Genomic DNA, 20,770 nt, shown 5'->3' on the forward strand with positions numbered 1-20,770 from the left:
CGGTGACGCAACCGAAGGAGACCGCCATGAGCGCACTCACCGTGGGCCACGACCCCGAGCAGAGCTGGGACGACCTCGTCCGGTTCTGGGAGGAGATGGACTGGCCCGAGGGCAGCAAGGTGGAGATCATCGAGGGGATCATCACCGTGTCACCTGCTCCTGCGTCCCGTCACAACGTGATCGCGGCCCGCATCCAGCGTCGCCTGTACTCCGTGATCCCCGAGGACTGGGAGATCTTCCAGACACAGGCCATCGCCGTCCCCTCGCGGCTCGGCATGTTCATCCCGGACATCCTGGTCGCCCCGGTCCAGGAGTGCACCGAGGCGGACACCTATCTGCCGGCCGCCGTGGCCGAACTCGTCGTGGAGGTCACCTCCAGGAAGAACGCCCGCCACGACCGTGTGAGCAAGCCGGCCGCCTACGCTTCCGCCGGCATCCCCCTCTACCTCCTGGTCGACCGCTGGGCACCCGAGGGTCCTACCGCGACGCTCTACGGAGAGCCGCACGGGGACGTCTACCGCCCGCTCGCCATCGCCAAGTTCGGCGAGCTGCTCACTCTCCCCGCGCCCTTCGACCTCGTCATCGACACCAGCGAGTTCCCCGAGACCTGAGTCACCCCAACAGCGCCGCAACAACCACCACCACCGGCACCGACAGCACCGTCGACAGCAGGATCGAGTCCCGGGCCAGGCCCTCCGCCACGCGGTAGCGGCTCGCGTACGTGTACAGGTTCTGCGCGGCCGGGAGTGCCGATGTCACCACCACGTCGAGGAGTTGGTGGCCCCGGAGGCCGAACACGGCTGTCGCCAGGGCCCAGGCGGCCACCGGTTGCCCCACCGCCTTCAGCGCTACGGACAGCAGGACGGCCCCCCTGTCGGCCCCCCGCCCCGGCATCGTGCTGCCGCACAGGGAGATGCCGAAGGCGAGGAGGACCGCCGGGACCGACATGTTGCCGATCAGGGTGAGCGGGTCCATGACGGGCGCCGGGACCTTCACGCCGAGCGCCGACACCGCGACGCCCGCCAGCGAGCCCACCGCGATGGGGTTGCGCAGGGGCGTCAGCAGGCGCAGCCACAGCGGGCCCTTCTCGCCCTTGCCGGACAGGTCGAGGATCGTCAGGGCGACCGGAGTGACCCCGATGAGCTGGAAGAGCAGGACCGGCGCGACCAGCGAGGCGTCACCGAGGACGTACACCGCGATCGGGATGCCGAGGTTGCCCGCGTTGACGTAACTGGAGCACAGGGCGCCGATGGTGGTGCGGCCCACGCCCCAGTCCCGCGCCGCCCCCACCGCCACGAAGACGCCCGCCGCCGCGGCCGTGCTCATCGCCGTCACCAGCAGCCGGCTGGAGAAGACCACCGACAGATCGGCCCGGGCCAGCGTGGTGAAGAGCAGGGCGGGGGAGGCCACATGGAAGGCGAGCTTGGTCAGCACCTCCCGGCCGTGTTCGCCGAGATGACCCTGCTTGCCGATGACGTACCCCACCCCGATGACGACCGCGATCACCGCGAATCCCGTCAACACGCCCTGCACGGCGCCTCCTCGGCGGGCAGAAGGAGGCCGGGTGTGCGGGGCGGTGCTGGTCGGTGGCGCATACAGGCAACCCTCCGGGGCGGGAGGGCGGACGGTCAATGTGATTCCGTCCGGCGCCCCGCGGACACGCCTCGTGGGCGGTGCGCTCCGATGAGTTCCGACCGCGCGCCGGGTCTACCGGTCGTGGACGCCATGACACCCGCCGTACTCGTGCTGCCCGGCCCCGTCACCCGTGACGAGGTGGCGCGGCTGTGCGACGACGTACGGGCGCTGCTGGAGGCCGGCGGGGCGGGAGTGGTCGTGGTCGACGTCGCCGGCATCGGGCCGCCGGGCCTGGCCGCCGTGGACCTGCTGGCCCGGCTCCAGCTGGCCGCCCGGCGGGCCGGCGGTCGGATCCGGCTGCGGGACCCGGCGCCCTCCCTACGCGCCCTGCTCGACCTGGTCGGGCTCCGCTTCGAGGTGGAGGGGCAGCCCGAACAGCGGGAACCACCGCTTGGTGTCGAGGAAGAAGTGGAACCCGGTGAGCCGGCCGTCTGAGATCTCCAGCACCTGCACCGCCCAGGGCGCGTAACCGCCCGCCTCCGGGTCCGGCTTGTACTGGGCGAACCCGGGCAGGCCGTTGACCCGGACCGGCACCAGTCGCGAGCCCTCGCAGGCGGAGCCGAGCGTGGTCATGAATCCCGTGATGTCGTCGTGGCCGGTCAGCCACAGGTCGAACGGCGGCATCGTCATGACGGCGTCCTCGTGCAGCAGGGCCGTCAGAGCGGTCATGTCGTAGCCCTCGAAGGCCGCCACATACCGCTCCAGGAGCTTCTGCTGTTCCTCGTCGAGCGGGTCGGAGACGGCCGCCGAGGCCGCCTTGTCGCCCTGCTCCCGCTCGGCGAGGGTGGCCCGGGCCCGCTGCAGCGCGCTGTTGACCGAGGCGACCGAGGTGTCGAGCAGCTCGGCGACCTCGCTCGCCTTCCAGGCCAGCACCTCGCGCAGGATCAGCACGGCGCGCTGCTTGGCGGGCAGCTGCTGCAGCGCCGCCATGAAGGCCAGCCGCACGGACTCCTTGGCGACGGCCGCCTCCGCGGGGTCGTCGGTCGTGGGCAGCACGCGGTTGTCCGGCATCGGCTCGAGCCAGGTGTTGTCCGGGCGGGGGGAGAGGGCGGCCTGGGCGAGCGGGGTCGACTCGCTGAGGTCCATCGGGCGGGCGCGCTTGTTGCCGGCGGTCAGCATGTCGAGACAGACGTTGGTCGCGATGCGGTAGAGCCAGGAGCGCAGACTGGAGCGGCCCTCGAACTTCTCGTAGCTCCGCCAGGCGCGGACCATGGTGTCCTGCACCGCGTCCTCGGCCTCGAAGGAGGAGCCGAGCATGCGGTAGCAGTACCCGGTCAGCTCGACGCGGTGTTTCTCCAGCTTGAGGTCCAGGTCCGCCGTCGTGGTCGCCGCCGTGCTCTCGCCCATCGTCCACCCACCCCTGTGGCCGTTCTGTGTCGCGCCTTTGCGCCCAGCACTTCGGAAGCTACCGCAGGGCACTGACAATGGCGTGTCGAGCGGGGAAAGGAGCAGGTCACAGGGGGTGGGCGGAGAGGGGCTACGCCGTGATCGGGCGGCGCGCGGCGACCCTCGCCGCCCGCGTGCCGAACACCGTGATCGTCACGACCCCCAGGACCGCCAGCAGCCCGACGCCGACCGTCCCGGCCCAGCCCCCGGCGTGGAAGGCCGTCGCCCCCACCGTGCTGCCCGCGCTGGAGCCGACGTAGTACGCCGACTGGTACAGCGCCGACGCCTGCGCGCGCCCGGTCGTGGCCGTCTTGCTCACGGCCGAGGAGGCGACCGCGTGGCCCGCGAAGAAGCCCGCCGTGATCAGCACCAGGCCCAGCAGGACCAGCGGCAGCGACGGCGCCAGGGACACCAGCAGCCCCGTGGCGGTCGTACCGCCCGCCAGGTACAGGGCCCCGCGGCGGCCCAGCCGGCCCACCAGCCGTCCGGCCGTCGACGCCGAGACCGTGCCGACCAGGTAGACCAGGAAGATCGACCCGATGATGCCCTGGGGGAGCGAGAAGGGGGCCTCGGTCAGGCGGTAGCCGATGACGGTGTAGACCCCCCCGAACACCGTCATGAACAGCGCGCCGATCGCGTACAGCCGGCGCAGCAGCGGGTCGGAGAGGTGGTCACGGACCGTCCGGGCCAGGACACGCGGCCGCAGCGATCCGGCGACGAAGTGGGCCGGCGCCGGCAGCAGCATCCGGAAGGCGGCCGCGCAGACGACGGCGATCACCCCGATGACGCCCACCGCGACCCGCCAGCCCCACTCCTGAGCGACCCAGCCGGTGACGACCCGGCCGCTCATCCCGCCGACGCTGTTGCCCGCCACGAACAGCCCGATCGCCGTGACCAGGGCCTTCGGCCGGACTTCCTCGGCGAGGTAGGCGGTCGCGGACGCCGGAAGCCCGGCCAGCGCGGCGCCCTGCAGGCCCCGCAGCACCACCAGCACGCCCAGTGACGGAGCGAACGGCACCAGCAGTCCCACCGTCACCGCCACCGCGAGCGAGGCCGTCATCACCGTACGACGTCCGAACCGCTCCGACAGCGCGCTCATCGGCAGCACGAACAGCGCGAGCCCGCCCGTCGCCGCCGCCACCGTCCAGCTCGCCTCGCTCGCCGCCACCCCGAACTCACCGGAGATCAGCGGCAGCAGGGCCTGCGTGGAGTACAGCAGCGCGAAGGTCGCGACCCCCGCGAGGAACAGCGCGAAACTCATCCGGCGATAGCCGGGCCCACCGGGGGCCATACGAGAATCGACGACAGGGACGGACGTGGTGGCGCCCACGGCGGTGGACGCCCCGGTACTGGCGGGAGACATGCCTCGAAGCTACGCACGCCCCCGCTCATCCGTCCAATGCACGGAATCGCCATAATCGTTCCCATGGTGCATCAACCGAGCTCACAGGCCCGCCTGTCACCGACCGGTGACACACAAGACGCGACGGACATGGTGATGCTGCTCGCCCCGCGCCTCGCCCACTTCGCCGGCGTGGCCCGCACCGAGCACGTCACCCGCGCCGCCCAGGAACTCCAGGTCCCCCAGTCGACGCTCTCCCGCGCGATGGTCCGCCTCGAACAGGACCTCGGCGTCGACCTGTTCGCCCGCCACGGCCGCACCCTCTCCCTCACCCCGGCCGGGCGCACCTTCCTCACCTCCGTCGAGCGCGCCCTCGCCGAGATCGAACGCGCCGCCGACGAGGTCCGCGCCGACGCCGACCCCGCCACCGGCAAGGTCGCCTTCGGGTTCCTGCACACCATGGGCGCGGAAACCGTCCCCGGGCTCATCCAGGCCTTCCGCGTCGACCATCCCCGGGTCCGCTTCAGCCTCGTCCAGAACTACGGCGAGGCCATGCTGGAGAAACTCCGCGCCGGCGAGCTGGACCTCTGTCTGACCTCGCCCGTCCCGGACGCCCCCGACCTCGTCGCCCGCCGCCTCGACGAACAGAAACTCCGTCTGGTCGTCCCCGCCGACCACCGCCTCGCCGCCCGCAGACGCGTCCGCCTCGCGGAAGCGGCCGACGAGACCTTCGTGACCCTGGAACCGGGGTACGGCCTGCGCCGCATCACGGACGACCTGTGCAAGGAGGCCGGCTTCAAGCCCCGGATCGCCTTCGAGGGAGAGGAGGCGGAGACCCTCAGGGGCCTGGTCGCGGCGGGCCTGGGCGTCGCCCTGCTCCCTCCGCCGGCCTTCCCCCGTCCCGGCGTCGTGGAGCTGACCGTCACCTCCCCGAGGGCCGCCCGCGAGATCGGCGTGGCCTGGCTCGACGGCCACCCGGACACACCCCCGGTGGCGGCCTTCAAGAAGTTCCTGCTGTCCAGGAGGGGCGGCCTCCTGCCCGCCTAGCTCACCGGTGCTACGGCCGGCTCACCGGCGCGATGATCAGCTCACCGGTGCAACGATTTTCCGAACCCGACGGCGAGCGGCATCCGCAGCCCCAGCGGCGGCGGAGCCGCCAGCGCGTCCTGGACGGGCCGCGACACCACGCCTCCGAACAGCGCGCCCATCACGAAGTCCTCGGCGAGCGCCTGCACTTCGGCCCGGTACTGGTGCAACCCGTGTCCGTCGGAGTGCACTTCGAACCGGCACACGTCCCGGTTCGCCTTCTTCGCCCGGGCCGCCAGCCGGAAGGACAGCTCGGGGTCGCACACGTCGTCGTTGGTGCCGTGCACGATCAGCACCCGCCGTCCGACGAGCTGTTTCACCGGTTCGGGCGAGGCCGCCATGTCGTCCTCGGGGAGCCAGGGCGCGATCGCCACCACGGAGTTGACGGCCTCGTGCCCGCCCGCCCTGAGCGCGGCCCGGCCGCCCATGTCGAGACCGACGAGGCAGACGGGGACGTCGCCGTAGCGTCGTAGGACCTCGTCCGCGGCCCAGGAGGCGTCCTGGGCCAGGTGCGCCTCGCTGCCGTTCCATCCCCGGTACCGGTAGTGGACGACATGCGCGGCCAGGCCCTGCTCCCGGCCCGCGCGGGCCAGCCGGCGGCCCAGCGCCCGTACGGATGCCGTGGCGAGCATGGGGGACGGTCTGCGGCCGGACTCCTCGTCGCCGCCGGGGAGCAGCAGCACCACTCCGCTCACCGCCGTCGGCTCCGGGCCGAGCGCCCTCCCCAGCCGGGCCCGTCGAACCGGCGTCGCTTGGTGTGCCATGACAGAACAGTGTCAGAAGGACGGGTGTACGCGACCCGTCCTTGCGGTCACCGTTACGTATCGACGCAGCTGTACACCGCGCTGTCTACGCGCGTAGGAGGTACAGTGCGGAAATGACGAGCCAGACCATCTCGAACACCCCGACGCCGGACCAGATCCGCCGGGCGCCGAAGGTTCTGCTGCACGACCACCTCGACGGCGGCCTCCGCCCGGGGACGATCGTCGAACTCGCCCGCGACACGGGCTACTCCCGTCTCCCCGAGACCGATCCCGGCCGGCTCGGCGTCTGGTTCCGCGAGGCCGCCGACTCCGGATCCCTGGAGCGGTACCTGGAGACCTTCTCCCACACCGTCGGTGTGATGCAGACCCGAGACGCCCTGGTCCGGGTCGCCCGCGAGTGCGCCGAGGACCTCGCCGAGGACGGGGTCGTCTACGCGGAGGTGCGCTACGCGCCCGAACAGCACCTCGAAGGCGGGCTCAGCCTCGAGGAGGTCGTCGAGGCCGTCAACGAGGGCTTCCGGGAAGGGGAGCGGATCGCCCGGGCGAACGGTCACCGTATCCGCATCGGCGCCCTGCTCACCGCGATGCGGCACGCCGCCCGCGCCCTGGAGATCGCCGAACTCGCCAACCGCTACCGGGATCTCGGTGTCGTCGGCTTCGACATCGCGGGCGCGGAGGCGGGTTACCCGCCCACCCGGCACCTCGACGCCTTCGAGTACCTCAAGCGCGAGAACAACCACTTCACCATCCACGCCGGTGAGGCCTTCGGGCTGCCGTCCATCTGGCAGGCCCTGCAGTGGTGCGGCGCCGACCGGCTCGGGCACGGGGTGCGCATCATCGACGACATCCAGGTGCACGCCGACGGCACGGTGAAGCTCGGCCGGCTCGCGTCCTACGTACGGGACAAGCGCATCCCCCTCGAGATGTGCCCCAGCTCCAACCTCCAGACCGGCGCCGCCGCCTCCTACGCCGAGCATCCGATCGGGCTGCTGAGGCGTCTGCACTTCCGGGCGACCGTGAACACGGACAACAGGCTGATGTCGAACACCAGCATGAGCCGGGAATTCGAGCACCTTGTCGAAGCATTCGGTTACACGCTCGACGACATGCAGTGGTTCTCCGTCAATGCGATGAAATCAGCGTTCATTCCTTTCGATGAACGACTGGCGATGATCAATGACGTCGTCAAGCCCGGATATGCCGAGCTCAAGTCCGAATGGCTGTTCCAGCAAACGGCCTCCACCAGCGGTTCTGCGGACTCCGAGGGCTGATCGGGGGACAGCGGGGCGCAGAGAATGCGGGCGGGTGTTCACAACCCGTCCGCATTTCGATGTTTGCGGCGGGCGGGTCGGCATGTTTACGGTCATGGACCGCTCGCATTCCCCGTCATCCCATTTCGAGGACGCATTTTATGAAGCAGTCTGCTGCCAAGACCCTCGGTGTCGCCGCTCTCGGTGCCGCCTTCGCCGCCGTCGGTGCCGGCGCCGCCAGCGCCGCCCCCGCCCTCCCGGACACCTCCGGGGCGCTGGACACCGTCACCAAGACGCTCCCGGCGGAGAACGTCTCCAAGGCGCTGCCGGGTGCCGGTGAGGCGGTGAGCCAGGCGCAGCCCGCGCTCGCCACGGGTCTGGCCGCCGTGCAGCCGGGCGTGCAGCGGGTGCTCGCGGACAAGCCGACCGCGCCCGTCGCCGGACTGCTCGGCGGGCTCCCCGTGGGGCAGACCGGCCTGCCCACCCACGGTCTGCCGGTGAACGGCCTCCCGCTCGGCTGAACCGGCCCCCGGACACGCCGACGGGGCGCACCTCCTGGACACGGGGTGCGCCCCGTCGGCGTACGCGGTCCGGGACTACCAGGCGGTGCGGGCCGCCTTCCCCTCCGAGGGCAGCAGGATCCACAGCGCTATGTAGAGCAGGAACTGCGGGCCCGGCAGCAGACACGACAGCAGGAAGATCACCCGCATCGTGGTCGCGGAGGTGCCGAAGCGACGGGCCAGACCGGCGCACACTCCGCCGATCATGCGGCCGTTGGTGGGGCGGACGAGGGCGGACATGTGCGGCTCCTTCTGTGGTTGATGGCTCGTTCCGGGGGGCCGGTGCGGCCTCCCCGACTGCCTTCAACGCTACGTACCCGAAGCTCGCAGAACGTCACACTACGGAGCCATCCCGACCCTGGGAAACGTCGGGGTCGGACCCTGAGCCGCTTCCTCCTGGCGGAGGGCCGCCCGCTCCCGCCGTTCGGACCTGCGACGGAGCCGGGCGCGGGAGGCGGGGACGACGGCGAGGTGGGCGAGGGCCACCCCCACCGTGTTGAGCAGCAGCGAGTCGATGTCCGGGACCCGGCCCGGCACACCCGTCTGCAGGATCAGGATGCCCAGCGAGACCAGGGCGCCCGCGGCCACCGTACGGACCAGGGAGGCGAGCGGGGAGGCACCGAGCCTGCCGTGGGTCATCGGCAGCAGGACCCCGAGCGGGGCGAGCAGGGCGACGCCCTCGGCGATGCGGTGGACCGCCTCCGGCCACCCCAGCGTCAGGTCGGCCCGGATGCCGGCCAGGGGGCGCAGATTGGGCGGCTGCACCCAGGGCACGTCCAGCGGACGCAGCGTGAGCCAGGCGACGAGCGCGAGGTGTGCGACGAGGAGGACACCTCCCGTCACACGGATGCGGATCGCGGCGCTGCCGCCGATGGAGCCTTGACGCTGCACGCCACCCAAGACGCGGCGCCCGGCACGATCGGTTCCGGGTCCACCGACGTACCTGTACGAGGCCTGCGCCACACCCGCATTCCAGACCCGGTTCACCCGCGCGGGCCCTAGGGCCGGTTGCAGACCCTAGCCGGGCCTCAGCCGCCCGTGACCTCGCTGGACGGTGGTGTCTCGCTGCCCGGGCGGGAGCGGAGGTCGCCGGTGCAGGCGTAGCGGCGCGGCGGCTCCTTGCCGGGACCGCCCAGGATGACCGAGCCGTCGCCCTCGGCGGCGGCCGAGTCGGAGAACGTGCACACCAGCTGCGCCAGCGCGTAGGAGGTCAGGTCCCCGGGCTCGGTGCTCAGCCGCAGCGCGTCGTCGGGATCGCCGGGGCGCGGCCCGCCGACGGTCATGCCGCCCCGTACGTCCGTCGTGTACCCGGCCTCCTTCTCGGCCGGGGACGGCGTCGCCGCGAGCTGGTCGAGCAGCCCCTGCGCCACCAGCACCCGCCGCCGCGAGTCCGCCGTGCCGTCCGGGACGCGCACCGACCGGTCGACGGCCACCAGTGAGGAGCCGCACAGCAGGAACACCTGCACGGGCAGCCCGCGCGAGGCCTGCGCGGTGACGTCCGGCCCGGCCAGCGAGCACAGCACCCGCGAGGGCGCCGCGCCGAAGTCGGTGGGCACCTGGGTGGAGCGGATGCCGCACCCGGTGAGCACCACACCCAGCAGGGACAACGCCGTCAGCCGGCGTACGTTCCTCACGCCTCCCCCTTCTTCACGTCGCCCTCGGCCGCTTCCTGCGCCAGCGCCGAGGCGTCGCGCGGCAGCCGCAGCGTGAACACCGCGCCTCCGTCGGGCGAGTTGGCGGCGGTGATCTCGCCGCCGTGGATGTGCGCGTTCTCCAGCGCGATGGACAGACCGAGGCCGCTGCCGTCGGAGCGGGGCCGGGACGCGCTCGCCTTGTAGAACCGGTCGAAGACGTGCGGCAGGACGTCCTCCGGGATGCCGGGCCCGTGGTCGCGTACGGCGATCACCACGTGGTCGTCCGCGGTCCGCACCGACACCCGCACCGGGGAGCCGCCGTGCTTGAGGGCGTTGCCGATCAGGTTGGCGAGGATGACGTCCAGCCGACGCGGGTCGAGCCGGGCGTGGATGCCGCGCTCGGCGTCCAGGTCGACCGCGTCCAGCCAGGCGCGCGCGTCGATGCACGCGGTGATCTGGTCGGCCACGTCCACGTCGTCCAGCACCAGCCGGGCCGTACCCGCGTCGAAGCGGGTGACCTCCATGAGGTTCTCGACGAGGTCGTTGAGTCGCCGGGTCTCGCTGACGACGAGCCGCACGGCCGGCTCGATCATCGGATCGATCGACCCGGACTCCGCCTCGAGCTCCTCCTCCAGGATCTCCGTCACCGCCGTGATCGCGGTGAGCGGAGTACGCAGCTCGTGGCTCATGTCGGCGACGAACCGCCGGGACGCCTCGTCCCGCGCGGCCATGTCGTCCACCCGCTTCTCCAGCGCCTCGGCCGCGTCGTTGAACGTCCGTGACAGATCGGCGAGTTCATCGGTCCCGGACACCCTCAGCCGGGTGTCCAGTCTGCCCTCGCCGAGCCGGCGCGCGGCGGCCCCCAGCCGCTGCACGGGCTTGAGCACGGTCGAGGCGGCGGCCTGCGCGAGCAGCGCGGAGCCGACCAGGGCGAGACCGGTGGCGATGCCCAGCGACCAGGCGAGCGAGTTGAGGTCCTTGGCCTCCGGCTCCAGCGACTTCAGCATGTAGCCGGTCGGCCCGCCGTCGATCATCCGGGTGCCGGCCACCAGATAGGGCGTGCCGTGGTCGACGACCCGCTGCCAGTACAGGTGGTACGCGTACTTGTTGCCGGAGTCGACCTGCTGCCGCTTGTTCACCGCCGCGCGCAGCGACGCGGGCACGTCCTGCAGCGAGAAGCCGTCCAGGGCGCCCGAACTGCCGTACACCGTACGGCCGTCGGAGTCCTGGGCGACGAGCAGCACGCTGAAGCGCTGGCTGCTGTTGGCCATCTGGCCCGCGGTGTGCTGCAGTTCGTCCTGCGTGGGGTGCGGGGGCAGGGTGCCGGCCCGGGTCTGCATCGCCTGCCGGAAGTCGCCGAGCACGGCGTCCTGGGTACGGGTGAGCACGGCCTCGCGGTTGAGCCAGTACGCGATGCCGGACGCGGAGACGGCGGCCGTGAGCGCGACCAGCCCGAACACGACGACCAGCCGCAGCCGCAGGCTGGTGAACCGCAGTCGTGACAGATGTCCCTTACGCGTCGCGGCCCAGCCGCGAACCCCCCCTTGCACTGATGTCACTGAGGCGTGTCCAGCCGGTAGCCCACGCCCCGCACGGTACGGATCAGCGTCGGGGACGAGGGGACGTCCTCGACCTTGGCGCGCAGCCGCTGGACACACGCGTCCACCAGCCGGGAGTCGCCGAGGTAGTCGTGCTCCCACACCAGCCGCAACAACTGCTGGCGGGAGAGCGCCTGACCGGGCCGCCTGCTGAGCTCCAGCAGCAGCCGCAGCTCGGTCGGGGTGAGCTGCAGGTCCTCGCCGTTCTTCGTCACGGTCATGGCCGCGCGGTCGATGACGAGGCTGCCGAAGGTCGCCGCGTCGTTCGCCTCCCGCTCGCCGCGCCGCAGCACGGCCCGGATCCGGGCGTCGAGCACCCGTCCCTGCACCGGCTTGACGACATAGTCGTCGGCGCCGGACTCCAGCCCGACGACCACGTCGATGTCGTCGCTGCGCGCGGTCAGCAGAATGATCGGCAGCTGGTCCGTGCGCCGGATGCGCCGGCACACCTCGAACCCGTCGATGCCGGGCAGCATCACGTCCAGCACGATCAGGTCCGGCCGCTGCTCGCGCAGCAGCTTCAGGCCGTCCTCACCAGTGGCAGCGGTGGCCACACGGTGTCCCTGGCGCGTCAGTGAGAGCTCCAGGGCCGTGCGGATGGCGTCGTCGTCCTCGATCAGCAACAGGGAAGGCACGGGGGTCATTCTGGCCCATGGCGGGGTGGTGTTTCGACTCCTGATACGCACCTGTACGACTGTGTGCCCGTACCGCTCTTCTCTGTGACCGGACTGTGCGTCCGCTGCGACCGACCCCTGTGACAGGTCTGTGACAGTCGGCGGACACGGCCATGAAGGTGCGAGGGCAAGCTTTTCGGCACAGGCAAGGAAGCACCGCAGAGATCCACCGCCTGAGCAAGCAGAACACCGGAAGTCCACGACGGGGGGCGCGAGATGAACACGCTGCACAGCACCAGCAATAGCGCAGTGATCACGCGCCTGCACGACGTGAACGGGGGCCGGGGTTCGAAGGAGTCCGGCGCCGTGAGCGGGCGGGGGTGCGCTCGCGGCGCCGGGCGTCAGCACACCGCGTACATGACGGTGGTTGACGGTTACACGGGGGAACCGCACGGGGGAAGCGCGTACGGGGAGGACACGGGGGAGCGTCGTTCGCTGTCGGAGGCGGAGTTCACCGCCTACGTCCAGGAGCGCCGCGCCTCCCTGTACGCCACCGCCTATCACCTGACCGGTGACCGCTTCGAGGCCGAGGACCTCCTGCAGAGCGCGCTGTTCTCGACCTACCGGGCGTGGGACCGGATCAGCGACAAGGCCGCGGTCGGGGGCTACCTCCGCCGCACCATGACGAACCTGCACATCAGCGCGTGGCGCCGCCGCAAGCTGAACGAGTACCCGACCGAGGAACTGCCGGAGACGCCCGGCGACACGGACGCGATGCGCGGCACCGAACTGCGCGCGGTCCTGTGGCAGGCGCTGGCCCGGCTGCCCGAACTCCAGCGGACGATGCTGGTCCTGCGCTACTACGAGGGCCGCACCGACCCGGAGATCGCGGAGATACTCGACATCAGTGTCGGCACGGTGAAGTCCAGCATCTGGCGGTCGCTCCGCCGGCTGCGCGAGGACGAGGTCCTCAGCTTCGGCCGTGACGAGGAGAACGCCTTCGGGGAGCTCGTCGCCTGAGGGTCGGGGGGAAGCAAGTCACGGGGGAGCGGTAACCGGGGGGACCCACGGGGGAAACGGGGTCACGGGGGACCAACGGGGGTTGGACCCACGGGGGAAGCACCACCACGGGGGAACGGGGGAGAGCGGGGCTGGAGGGCCGGGGGGTCCGTCCAGTCCCGCTTTCGCGTGCGCTCACCGGTGCGCGGCTCAGGGGGCCGGGGTCGCCGCCGGGCGGCGGCCCACCGCTGCCGCGGCCAGGCGGCCGAGGGCCTCGTCCTTGTCGCAGGGGTGGGCGCCGAGGGAGGTCTGGCGGGCGATGATCGTGCGTTCCTGACGCATCAGACGCCAGCCGCGCCGGAGGAGGAAGGGCACCGACTTGCGGCCCTCCTTCAGGTCGCGCAGGAAGCGGCGGCGGAACGTGCGCACCGGGCCGCGGTTCAGGCACAGCGCGTCGGCCAGCAGGCCCAACTCCCGGCAGCGGTCGACGATCTCGGCGGCGAAGATGCCCTCGGCGATGAAGAGGCGTGTGCGGCCGATGTCCACGGTCTCCTCGCCGGTGCGGGCGGAGAGGGAGATGTCGTAGACCGGGATCTTCGTACGGCCCGTGCGGCACAGTTCCTCGATCGCCGCGACCGCGACGTCCGTGTCCCAGGAGCCCGGGTGGTCCCAGTCGATGTCGGAGCTTCCCGACACCAGCGGCAGTGTCGGGTCGTCGCCCTCCTTGTAGAAGTCGTCGAGGCGCAGCACGGGGAGGCCGGAGCGGGCGGCGACCAGGGACTTGCCCGAGCCCGAGGGGCCGCAGAGCAGCACGACGCGGGCCGAGGAGGGGAGATGGATGCTCACGGGACACCAGTTTGACGTATTCCGTACGCCTGATCGACCCCGCGGGTCGGCTTTGGAGCGTGCGTCACACCTCAACTACCCTACGTGTCGACCTGATCACCCCGCGCACCAGAAGGTGGCACCCGCGATGGCCCGACACACGTCCTCCCCGACCCCGACCGCCCAGCGCGCCCTCGTCGCCCTCGCCACGGCAGGGGTGGCGCTCGGCGCGGGTGCCGCGACGGCCTCCGCGGACACCGCGCCGGTGGTGAACGAGGTGGTGCACACCCGGCCCACGTCGCTCGGCCGCGTCGACCCCCACGCCGGTCTCCAGGCCGTCACCGGCGTGGTCGGTTACGTCACCGGTCCCGTCGCCGGCCTCAAGCCCAACCCCCTCGCGGGCACCGGCGTCGACCCCCTCGACAACGGCGTGGCCACCCAGCTCGCCGACTTCCAGCCCCTCGCCTCCCGGGCCCTGACCGGCCCGATCGCCGAGGCCCGGTCGATCGGCAGCATCCCGGTCCTCGGCCAGGTCACCACCCTCCTGAACCACTGACCTCCACCGAAGAGCCGCGCTTCCCCGGGCGGACGGGGGGCGCGGCTCTTGGTTCCGGTCGGTCAGGCGGTACGGCCGAGGTGGGTGACCATGATGTGGATCACCTCGTTGTCGATGGCGTACAGAACTCGGTAGTCGCCGACGCGGAGGCGGCGGATGTCAGGTGATCCGTACGGAGTCGAGGTCGCCGGACGGGGGTCATCGGCCAGTTTGTCGATGGTGTCCAGGACCAGGGCCAGGCCGCTCGGATCTTCCTTCAGGACCCGAGCCGGCGAGTCGAGGGCGTGCGGCTCGAAGACGATCTCGTACTTCACTGCTGTTCAAGCCCCAGCCGTCGGCGAACCTCTGCCATCGGGATGCCGGGGCCGAGTGTTCCCTCGGCCTTGCGCCGCTGGTAGTCCGCTACCGCCAGGGCGTCTTCGAAGTCCTCTATCACCTGCGGCGATACGAGGAGTGCGGCCACGTGTCCATGGTCGGTGAGGGCGATGGTCTCGCGGCCGTGGGCGGCGCGACGGACCAGGTCGCCGAGCTGGGAACGGGCGGCGCTGATGGCGATCTCAACCATGCGTCGATCTTCGCACGATGTGTATCTAGTGGTCAATTTATCAAACTAGTGAGCCGCGCTCCCCTGGACGGAGGGGGGCGCGGCTCGGTATGTGGGGGTCAGTAGGACGAGCCCGAGGCGCCCAGGGAGCCCGTGGGGTGCCAGACCGTCTTCGTTTCCAGGAACGCCGTCAGACGGTCGGTGCCGGGGGCGGCGAGCCAGTTGTCCACAGGCTGTGGACGAAGAACCCGCTTCAGGTTGTCCGCCGCAGCGATCTCCAGTTCCTTCGCCAGCACCTCGTCCGCCCCCGCGAGATCGATCGCGTTGACGTCCTGGTGGGCCGCCAGCGGCGTCGCGATCTCCGCCGTACGGCCGGACAGGACGTTGACCACACCGCCGGGAACATCCGAGGTGGCCAGGACCTCGGCGAGGGACAGGGCCGGGAGCGGGGACTTCTCGCTCGCCACCACCACCGCCGTGTTGCCCGTCGCGATCACCGGCGCCACCACGGAGACCAGGCCGAGGAAGGACGACTCCTGCGGGGCCAGTACGGCCACCACACCCGTCGGTTCGGGCGAGGAGAGGTTGAAGTACGGGCCCGCAACCGGGTTTCCGCCGCCCACCACCTGCGCGATCTTGTCCGTCCAGCCCGCGTACCAGACCCAGCGGTCGATCGCCGCCTCGACCTGCTCGGCCGCCCTGGACTTCGACAGTCCCTCCGCGTCCGCCACCTCGTGGACGAACTGCGCCTTGCGGCCCTCCAGCATCTCCGCGACCCGGTAGAGGACCTGACCGCGGTTGTAGGCGGTCGCTCCGGACCAGGCGCCGAACGCCTTGCGGGCCGCCACCACCGCGTCACGGGCGTCCTTGCGTGACGAAAGGGGCGCGTTCGCCAGCCAGTTGCCCTTGGAGTCGGTCACCTCGTACACCCGGCCGCTCTCGGAACGCGGGAACTTCCCGCCGACGTACAGCTTGTAGGTCTTGAAGACAGACAGGCGATCAGACATCGAGGTATGCCTCCAGGCCGTGGCGGCCGCCCTCGCGGCCGAAGCCCGACTCCTTGTAACCGCCGAACGGCGAGGTCGGGTCGAACTTGTTGAACGTGTTGGACCAGACGACGCCGGCCCGGAGCTTGTTCGCGACCGCCAGGATGCGCGAGCCCTTCTCCGTCCAGATGCCCGCGGACAGGCCGTACGGCGTGTTGTTCGCCTTGGCCACCGCCTCGTCCGGCGTGCGGAAGGTGAGGACGGACAGGACCGGCCCGAAGATCTCGTCGCGGGCGACGGTGTGCGCCTGGGTGACGTTCGTGAACAGCGTCGGGGCGAACCAGTAGCCGGAGGAGGGTAGTTCACAGGCCGGCGACCAGCGTTCGGCGCCCTCCGCCTCGCCCTGCTCCACGAGCCGGGTGATACGGGAGAGCTGCTCCTCGGAGTTGATCGCGCCGATGTCCGTGTTCTTGTCCAGCGGATCGCCGAGCCGGAGCGTGGAGAGCCTGCGCTTCAGGGACTGAAGCAGCTCCTCCTCGATCGACTCCTGGACGAGCAGCCGGCTGCCGGCGCAGCACACCTGGCCCTGGTTGAAGAAGATCCCGTCGACGATCCCCTCCACCGCCTGGTCGATCGGTGCGTCGTCGAAGACGATGTTGGCGCCCTTGCCGCCCAGTTCGAGGGTGAGCTTCTTGCGGGAGCCCGCGACCGTCCGCGCGATCTCCTTGCCGACGGCCGTGGAGCCGGTGAAGGCCACCTTGTTCACGTCCGGGTGCGCGACGAGCGCGGCGCCCGTGTCGCCGTAACCGGGAAGGATGTTGACGACACCCTTGGGCAGACCGGCCTGGCGGCAGACGTCCGCGAAGAACAGGGCGGACAGCGGGGTCGTCTCGGCGGGCTTGAGGACCACGGTGTTGCCGGTGGCGAGCGCCGGGGCGATCTTCCACGCCAGCATCAGCAGCGGGAAGTTCCAGGGGATGACCTGGCCCGCGACGCCCAGCGGCTTCGGCGAGGGGCCGAAGCCGGCGTGGTCGAGCTTGTCGGCCCAGCCCGCGTAGTAGAAGAAGTGCGCGGCGACCAGGGGGAGGTCGCCGTCGCGGGTCTCCTTGATCGGCTTGCCGTTGTCGAGGGTTTCGAGGACGGCGAGCTCGCGCGACCGCTCCTGGATGATCCGCGCGATGCGGAACAGGTACTTGGAGCGCTCGGCGCCGGGCAGCGCCGACCACTTCTCGAAGGCCTTGCGGGCGGCCCGCACGGCACGGTCGACGTCCTCGGCGCCGGCCTGCGCGACCTCCGACAGCACCTCCTCGGTGCTGGGGGAGACCGTCTTGAAGACCTTGCCGTCGGCCGCCTCCACGAACTCGCCGTCGATGAACAGGCCGTAGGAGGGGGCGATGTCGACGATCGCGCGGGACTCGGGTGCCGGCGCGTACTCGAATGCGGATGCCATGGTGATCAGTCCACCGTCACGTAGTCGGGGCCGGAGTAGCGGCCGGTGGCCAGCTTCTGACGCTGCATCAGCAGGTCGTTCAGGAGCGAGGAGGCGCCGAAGCGGAACCAGTGGTTGTCCAGCCAGTCCTCGCCGGCGGTCTCGTTGACCAGAACCAGGAACTTGATCGCGTCTTTGGACGTCCTGATGCCGCCGGCCGGCTTCACGCCGACCTGGACGCCGGTCTGCGCACGGAAGTCACGCACCGCCTCCAGCATCAGCAGGGTGTTCGCCGGGGTCGCGTTCACCGCCACCTTGCCGGTGGACGTCTTGATGAAGTCGGCGCCGGCCAGCATGCCGAGCCAGCTCGCACGCCGGATGTTGTCGTACGTCGACAGCTCGCCGGTCTCGAAGATGACCTTGAGCCGGGCCTCGGACCCGCAGGCCTCCTTCACGGCCGTGATCTCGTCGTACACCTTGAGGTAGTCGCCCGCGAGGAAGGCCCCGCGGTCGATGACCATGTCGATCTCGTCGGCGCCCGCGGCGACCGCCTCGCGCACGTCGGCCAGCTTCACGGACAGCGGCGCGCGGCCGGCCGGGAAGGCGGTGGCGACGGAGGCGACCTTCACGGAGGAGCCGGCGACGGCCGCCTTCGCGGCGGGCACCATGTCGGGGTAGACGCAGACGGCCGCGGTCGAGGGGGTCGTCCGGTCCGTCGGGTCGGGGCGGACCGCCTTGGCGCCGAGCGCCCGGACCTTGCCCGGGGTGTCCGCGCCTTCCAGCGTCGTCAGGTCGACCATCGAGATGGCGAGGTCGATGGCGTACGCCTTCGCGGTCGTCTTGATGGAACGGGTCCCGAGCGAGGCGGCCCGCGCCTCCAGGCCGACCGCGTCGACGCCGGGCAGCCCGTGCAGGAAACGGCGCAGCGTCGCGTGGGACGCCGTGACGTCCGTCAGTGCGTGGGCTGCGGTGGGTGCATTGGTGGGCATGGTCACCAGACGAGCATATCTACGCGCGTAGCGGCTGTACAGCCCGAGGAACGTCTCCGGGTGAGGCTGAAGGGGCTCTGACGGGGAAGCGGAGGAGTGGCTCGCGGTGAAGCCGAGGAACGGCTCGTTGTGAGGCTGAGGCACAATCGCTGCATGACGACCCCCGACCGGATCTACCGATCCTCCGCCGGCATCGCCGGTGGTGTCCTGCTGCTGGCCATCGCAGCCTGGCTCGGCATCGACGCCATCGTCTCGGGCCACGGCCGCACCCCCTGGCTCGCGCTGGCCACCCTGATCCTCGTCGTGCCGTTGGTCGTCGCCTTCACCCTGCGCCCCGCCGTCCACGCGAACGAGGAACGGCTGCGCATCCGCAACCCCTTCCGGGTGATCGTCGTCCCCTGGGGCGAGGCCGCCGCGCTGCGGTCCGGCTACTCGAACGAGGTCGTCGTCAAGTCCGGCACCAAGTACCAGCTGTGGGCCGTCCCCGTCTCCCTGCGCGCCCGCAAGCGGGCGGCCCGCCAGGAGGCCAGGTCGGCGGCCGACCGCTCCGCGGAGGCGAGCGGACGGCCCCGCAGAGGCGGCTTCGGCGGCTTCGGTGGCATGGGCGCGCTGGGCGGTGGCGGGTACACGCGCGGCACCGCCGCACCGGAGGGTCCCGCGCGCGCCGAGACCGACAAGATCATGGACGACCTGCGCGAACTGATGGAGACCAAGGGCGAGGCGGAGACCGCGCAGGGCGAGGTCACGGTCCGCTGGGCGTACGAGGTCGCCGGGCCGGCGCTGGCCGGGGCGCTGCTGCTGGCCATTCTGCTGGCGGTGGGGTGAGGCGGGCCCGGCTGCGGCCGGGGTGGCTCGCCCCTTTTGGCAACGTTGTCCCAGTGGCTCAGCGAGCGCTTTCCCAGCGGCTTTCCTAGGGGTTACCTAGGGGATACTTCGACATGAAGCATGGTCGCGGCCGATGCATTTGTCCGATCGCCGTCATGCGCGTCTCAGTAGATTGCCCATGCCACCCATAGCGCCGTACCTGCGGATTTTACTCAACGATGGGCGGCGGGGGTGGGGACATGGACTGGTCCGGGGGGACGGCACGACCTGCCGTCGCGGCGGGCATGCGATGCCAGATCGACATCAACGGTGCGGGCGGGTTCGGCTGGCGGCTGGTGGCGCCCAACGGGCGCTCGGTCGCGGTCTCGCTGACCTCGCAGGACACCCACGACCGATGTCGCGCCGCGTTCGTGCGGCTGTGCGCGGAGCACGGCGAGATCGGCGGCGGTGTGCAGCACAGCACCGAGGGCGGCTGGGTGTGGCTGGCCTGGGACACGGCCGGCCGGCACGTGGCCGGATCGGCGCGGACGTACGAGCGGCACGCGACCTGCCGGGCCGCATACGACCGCTTCCGCGCGTTGTTACCCGAACTCGTCGGCGCGGGACCTGAGTTATGGGGTGAGACGTGAAGACGCCGAGGTGACGGAAGTTCCCCCCAGGGAACCTCTCGTTCACCTTTCGGGATGGGCATGTCAACCGATGGCACTGAGTGTCTGAAACGTGTCTGTGCTGAGAACCGACGTCGGCGACCCCGACGCACCGAGACGTCTGTACGCCGACCCCGGGCTGACCGACCGGGTCTTCCGTGCGGTGCTGCGCTCCGGCGGCGGCTTCGTGCTCGCCGTCATGCTGCTCGTCGGCGGCTTCCTGCTCTACCGGGCCTGGCTGGCACTGGACAAGGCCGGCTGGTCCTTCCTGACCACCTCCGAGTGGGCCCCGGACGCCGGGCGGTTCGGCATCGCGGCCGTGCTCGTCGGCACCGTGCTGATCGCGACCGTCGCGGTCCTGGTCGCCGTACCCCTGGCCACCGGCGCGGCGCTGTACATCTCCGAGTACGCCCCGGCGCGGCTGCGCCGGACGCTGATCAGCGTCGTCGACCTGATGGCCGCCGTCCCCTCCGTGGTCTACGGACTGTGGGGCGTGTTCTTCCTGCAGGACAAGGTCCTGCCGACCGCCCGCTGGATCTCCGCCTACCTCGGCTGGATCCCCGTCTTCTCCGTCCGGGGCGCCGATCCCGACGACCCCCTCGCGCCCGAGAGCGTCTACACCTCCTCGACGTTCATCGCCGGCCTGGTCGTCGGCATGATGATCGCCCCGATCATCTGCTCGATCATGCGCGAGGTCTTCTCCCAGGCGCCCGCTGGTGAACGCGAGGGCGCCTACGCGCTCGGCGCCACCCGCTGGGGCATGATCCGCAGCGTCGTCCTGCCCTTCGGGCGGGGCGGGATGATCGGCGGCACCATGCTCGGGCTCGGCCGAGCGCTCGGCGAGACCATCGCCATCTTCATGATCATCTCGCTGACCTTCGACATCCAGTGGCACGTCCTGCAGTCCGGCACCAGCTCGGTCTCCTCGCTGATCGCCCTGCGCTACGGCGAGGCAAGCGAGTTCGGCATGTCCGCCCTGATGGCGGCCGGTTTCGCGCTGTTCGTGATGACGCTGATCGTCAACTTCGCCGCCTCCTCCATCGTCGCCCGGTCGCGCTCGGGCGCGGCGAGCGACGCCTGAGGCCCACCCCACCGCCGTAC

At 71.1% G+C, this 20,770-nt stretch carries 25 protein-coding genes; 10 read left to right on the forward strand and 15 right to left on the reverse strand.

The window, feature by feature from the left end; all coding sequences use genetic code 11:
- Nucleotides 1-26 precede the first annotated feature (26 nt).
- Complete coding sequence (locus ACWCQ1_RS31630; RefSeq protein WP_358593318.1) at nt 27-611, forward strand: Uma2 family endonuclease; 585 nt, start codon at nt 27-29, stop codon at nt 609-611.
- 1 nt (nt 612) lies between these two features.
- Here the strand turns inward: ACWCQ1_RS31630 and ACWCQ1_RS31635 are convergent, their stop codons facing one another.
- Nucleotides 613-1,533 carry an AEC family transporter gene (locus ACWCQ1_RS31635; RefSeq protein WP_451027900.1) on the reverse strand — a complete coding sequence of 307 codons (921 nt, stop codon included), beginning with the start codon at nt 1,531-1,533 and terminating at the stop codon, nt 613-615.
- A 150-nt stretch (nt 1,534-1,683) separates the two neighbouring features.
- Between ACWCQ1_RS31635 and ACWCQ1_RS31640 the strand changes: the two genes are divergently transcribed.
- Nucleotides 1,684-2,070, forward strand: coding sequence for an STAS domain-containing protein (locus tag ACWCQ1_RS31640; RefSeq protein WP_358593319.1), 387 nt, complete (start codon nt 1,684-1,686; stop codon nt 2,068-2,070).
- Here the strand turns inward: ACWCQ1_RS31640 and ACWCQ1_RS31645 are convergent.
- Nucleotides 1,954-2,982 (reverse strand): sigma-70 family RNA polymerase sigma factor, encoded by a 1,029-nt coding sequence (locus ACWCQ1_RS31645; RefSeq protein ID WP_133049966.1) that lies wholly within the window; start codon nt 2,980-2,982, stop codon nt 1,954-1,956. The two genes, ACWCQ1_RS31640 and ACWCQ1_RS31645, sit on opposite strands and share 117 nt — an antisense overlap.
- A 130-nt stretch (nt 2,983-3,112) precedes the next feature.
- Nucleotides 3,113-4,384, reverse strand: a complete 1,272-nt coding sequence (locus ACWCQ1_RS31650; protein ID WP_358593320.1) for an MFS transporter — start codon at nt 4,382-4,384, stop codon at nt 3,113-3,115.
- Between the two features lie 63 nt (nt 4,385-4,447).
- Here ACWCQ1_RS31650 and ACWCQ1_RS31655 point away from each other — a divergent pair, with 63 nt between their 5' ends.
- Complete coding sequence (locus ACWCQ1_RS31655; RefSeq protein ID WP_451027901.1) at nt 4,448-5,410, forward strand: LysR family transcriptional regulator; 963 nt, start codon at nt 4,448-4,450, stop codon at nt 5,408-5,410.
- Between the two features lie 41 nt (nt 5,411-5,451).
- Here ACWCQ1_RS31655 and ACWCQ1_RS31660 read toward each other — a convergent pair whose 3' ends face one another.
- Complete coding sequence (locus ACWCQ1_RS31660; protein WP_133049969.1) at nt 5,452-6,213, reverse strand: alpha/beta hydrolase; 762 nt, start codon at nt 6,211-6,213, stop codon at nt 5,452-5,454.
- 113 nt (nt 6,214-6,326) lie between these two features.
- Here ACWCQ1_RS31660 and ACWCQ1_RS31665 point away from each other — a divergent pair, with 113 nt between their 5' ends.
- Together ACWCQ1_RS31665 and ACWCQ1_RS31670 are read left to right on the forward strand one after the other, a co-directional pair.
- A complete protein-coding gene (locus ACWCQ1_RS31665; protein ID WP_358593322.1) occupies nt 6,327-7,484 on the forward strand; it encodes an adenosine deaminase in 1,158 nt (385 codons plus the stop codon).
- A 140-nt stretch (nt 7,485-7,624) separates the two neighbouring features.
- The gene (locus ACWCQ1_RS31670; RefSeq protein ID WP_358593323.1) at nt 7,625-7,984 is read left to right on the forward strand and encodes an ATP-binding protein; all 360 of its coding nucleotides are present in this window, start codon (nt 7,625-7,627) and stop codon (nt 7,982-7,984) included.
- A gap of 75 nt (nt 7,985-8,059) precedes the next feature.
- Here the strand turns inward: ACWCQ1_RS31670 and ACWCQ1_RS31675 are convergent, their stop codons facing one another.
- The 5 genes from ACWCQ1_RS31675 to afsQ1 all read right to left on the reverse strand — a co-directional run bounded on the left by ACWCQ1_RS31675 (nt 8,060) and on the right by afsQ1 (nt 11,890).
- Nucleotides 8,060-8,263 carry a PspC domain-containing protein gene (locus tag ACWCQ1_RS31675; RefSeq protein ID WP_133049972.1) on the reverse strand — a complete coding sequence of 68 codons (204 nt, stop codon included), beginning with the start codon at nt 8,261-8,263 and terminating at the stop codon, nt 8,060-8,062.
- A 99-nt stretch (nt 8,264-8,362) separates the two neighbouring features.
- The gene (locus ACWCQ1_RS31680) at nt 8,363-8,914 is read right to left on the reverse strand and encodes a VanZ family protein (RefSeq protein WP_133049973.1); all 552 of its coding nucleotides are present in this window, start codon (nt 8,912-8,914) and stop codon (nt 8,363-8,365) included.
- Nucleotides 8,915-9,051: 137 nt separating this feature from the next.
- Entirely contained in the window at nt 9,052-9,657 is a 606-nt protein-coding gene (locus ACWCQ1_RS31685) for a hypothetical protein (RefSeq protein ID WP_133049974.1), read from the reverse strand.
- Nucleotides 9,654-11,216, reverse strand: a complete 1,563-nt coding sequence (locus ACWCQ1_RS31690) for a HAMP domain-containing sensor histidine kinase (protein WP_358593325.1) — start codon at nt 11,214-11,216, stop codon at nt 9,654-9,656. Before ACWCQ1_RS31690 ends, ACWCQ1_RS31685 begins: the two co-directional genes overlap by 4 nt.
- A complete protein-coding gene (gene afsQ1 / locus ACWCQ1_RS31695; RefSeq protein ID WP_013001223.1) occupies nt 11,213-11,890 on the reverse strand; it encodes a two-component system response regulator AfsQ1 in 678 nt (225 codons plus the stop codon). Before afsQ1 ends, ACWCQ1_RS31690 begins: the two co-directional genes overlap by 4 nt.
- Before the next feature lie 255 nt (nt 11,891-12,145).
- Between afsQ1 and ACWCQ1_RS31700 the strand changes: the two genes are divergently transcribed.
- Nucleotides 12,146-12,889 carry a SigE family RNA polymerase sigma factor gene (locus tag ACWCQ1_RS31700; protein WP_133049976.1) on the forward strand — a complete coding sequence of 248 codons (744 nt, stop codon included), beginning with the start codon at nt 12,146-12,148 and terminating at the stop codon, nt 12,887-12,889.
- A gap of 189 nt (nt 12,890-13,078) precedes the next feature.
- On the opposite strand, the gene ACWCQ1_RS31705 is transcribed toward ACWCQ1_RS31700, so the two are convergent.
- Complete coding sequence (locus ACWCQ1_RS31705; RefSeq protein ID WP_451027902.1) at nt 13,079-13,714, reverse strand: uridine kinase family protein; 636 nt, start codon at nt 13,712-13,714, stop codon at nt 13,079-13,081.
- A gap of 127 nt (nt 13,715-13,841) precedes the next feature.
- On the opposite strand from ACWCQ1_RS31705, the gene ACWCQ1_RS31710 reads away from it, so the two are divergent.
- The gene (locus ACWCQ1_RS31710) at nt 13,842-14,249 is read left to right on the forward strand and encodes a hypothetical protein (RefSeq protein WP_451027903.1); all 408 of its coding nucleotides are present in this window, start codon (nt 13,842-13,844) and stop codon (nt 14,247-14,249) included.
- 62 nt (nt 14,250-14,311) lie between these two features.
- Here ACWCQ1_RS31710 and ACWCQ1_RS31715 read toward each other — a convergent pair whose 3' ends face one another.
- From ACWCQ1_RS31715 to deoC, 5 genes are all read right to left on the reverse strand, one after another.
- Complete coding sequence (locus tag ACWCQ1_RS31715; RefSeq protein WP_451027904.1) at nt 14,312-14,563, reverse strand: type II toxin-antitoxin system RelE family toxin; 252 nt, start codon at nt 14,561-14,563, stop codon at nt 14,312-14,314.
- Nucleotides 14,560-14,814 (reverse strand): type II toxin-antitoxin system Phd/YefM family antitoxin, encoded by a 255-nt coding sequence (locus ACWCQ1_RS31720; RefSeq protein ID WP_133049980.1) that lies wholly within the window; start codon nt 14,812-14,814, stop codon nt 14,560-14,562. The genes ACWCQ1_RS31715 and ACWCQ1_RS31720 overlap by 4 nt, the downstream gene beginning before the upstream one ends.
- A gap of 98 nt (nt 14,815-14,912) precedes the next feature.
- Complete coding sequence (locus ACWCQ1_RS31725; RefSeq protein ID WP_358593328.1) at nt 14,913-15,800, reverse strand: aldehyde dehydrogenase family protein; 888 nt, start codon at nt 15,798-15,800, stop codon at nt 14,913-14,915.
- Nucleotides 15,793-17,229 (reverse strand): aldehyde dehydrogenase family protein, encoded by a 1,437-nt coding sequence (locus ACWCQ1_RS31730; protein WP_133049982.1) that lies wholly within the window; start codon nt 17,227-17,229, stop codon nt 15,793-15,795. Before ACWCQ1_RS31730 ends, ACWCQ1_RS31725 begins: the two co-directional genes overlap by 8 nt.
- A gap of 5 nt (nt 17,230-17,234) precedes the next feature.
- Nucleotides 17,235-18,197 (reverse strand): deoxyribose-phosphate aldolase, encoded by a 963-nt coding sequence (deoC, locus tag ACWCQ1_RS31735; RefSeq protein ID WP_451027923.1) that lies wholly within the window; start codon nt 18,195-18,197, stop codon nt 17,235-17,237.
- 153 nt (nt 18,198-18,350) lie between these two features.
- Between deoC and ACWCQ1_RS31740 the strand changes: the two genes are divergently transcribed.
- From ACWCQ1_RS31740 to pstC, 3 genes are all read left to right on the forward strand, one after another.
- Nucleotides 18,351-19,022: a PH domain-containing protein gene (locus ACWCQ1_RS31740; protein WP_133049983.1), complete on the forward strand. Its 672-nt coding sequence runs from the start codon at nt 18,351-18,353 to the stop codon at nt 19,020-19,022.
- A gap of 239 nt (nt 19,023-19,261) precedes the next feature.
- Entirely contained in the window at nt 19,262-19,651 is a 390-nt protein-coding gene (locus ACWCQ1_RS31745; protein ID WP_358593329.1) for a hypothetical protein, read from the forward strand.
- Between the two features lie 91 nt (nt 19,652-19,742).
- Nucleotides 19,743-20,750, forward strand: coding sequence for a phosphate ABC transporter permease subunit PstC (gene pstC, locus ACWCQ1_RS31750; protein WP_358593330.1), 1,008 nt, complete (start codon nt 19,743-19,745; stop codon nt 20,748-20,750).
- Nucleotides 20,751-20,770: the final 20 nt, after the last annotated feature.

Source organism: Streptomyces sp. NPDC002144, assembly GCF_053593695.1.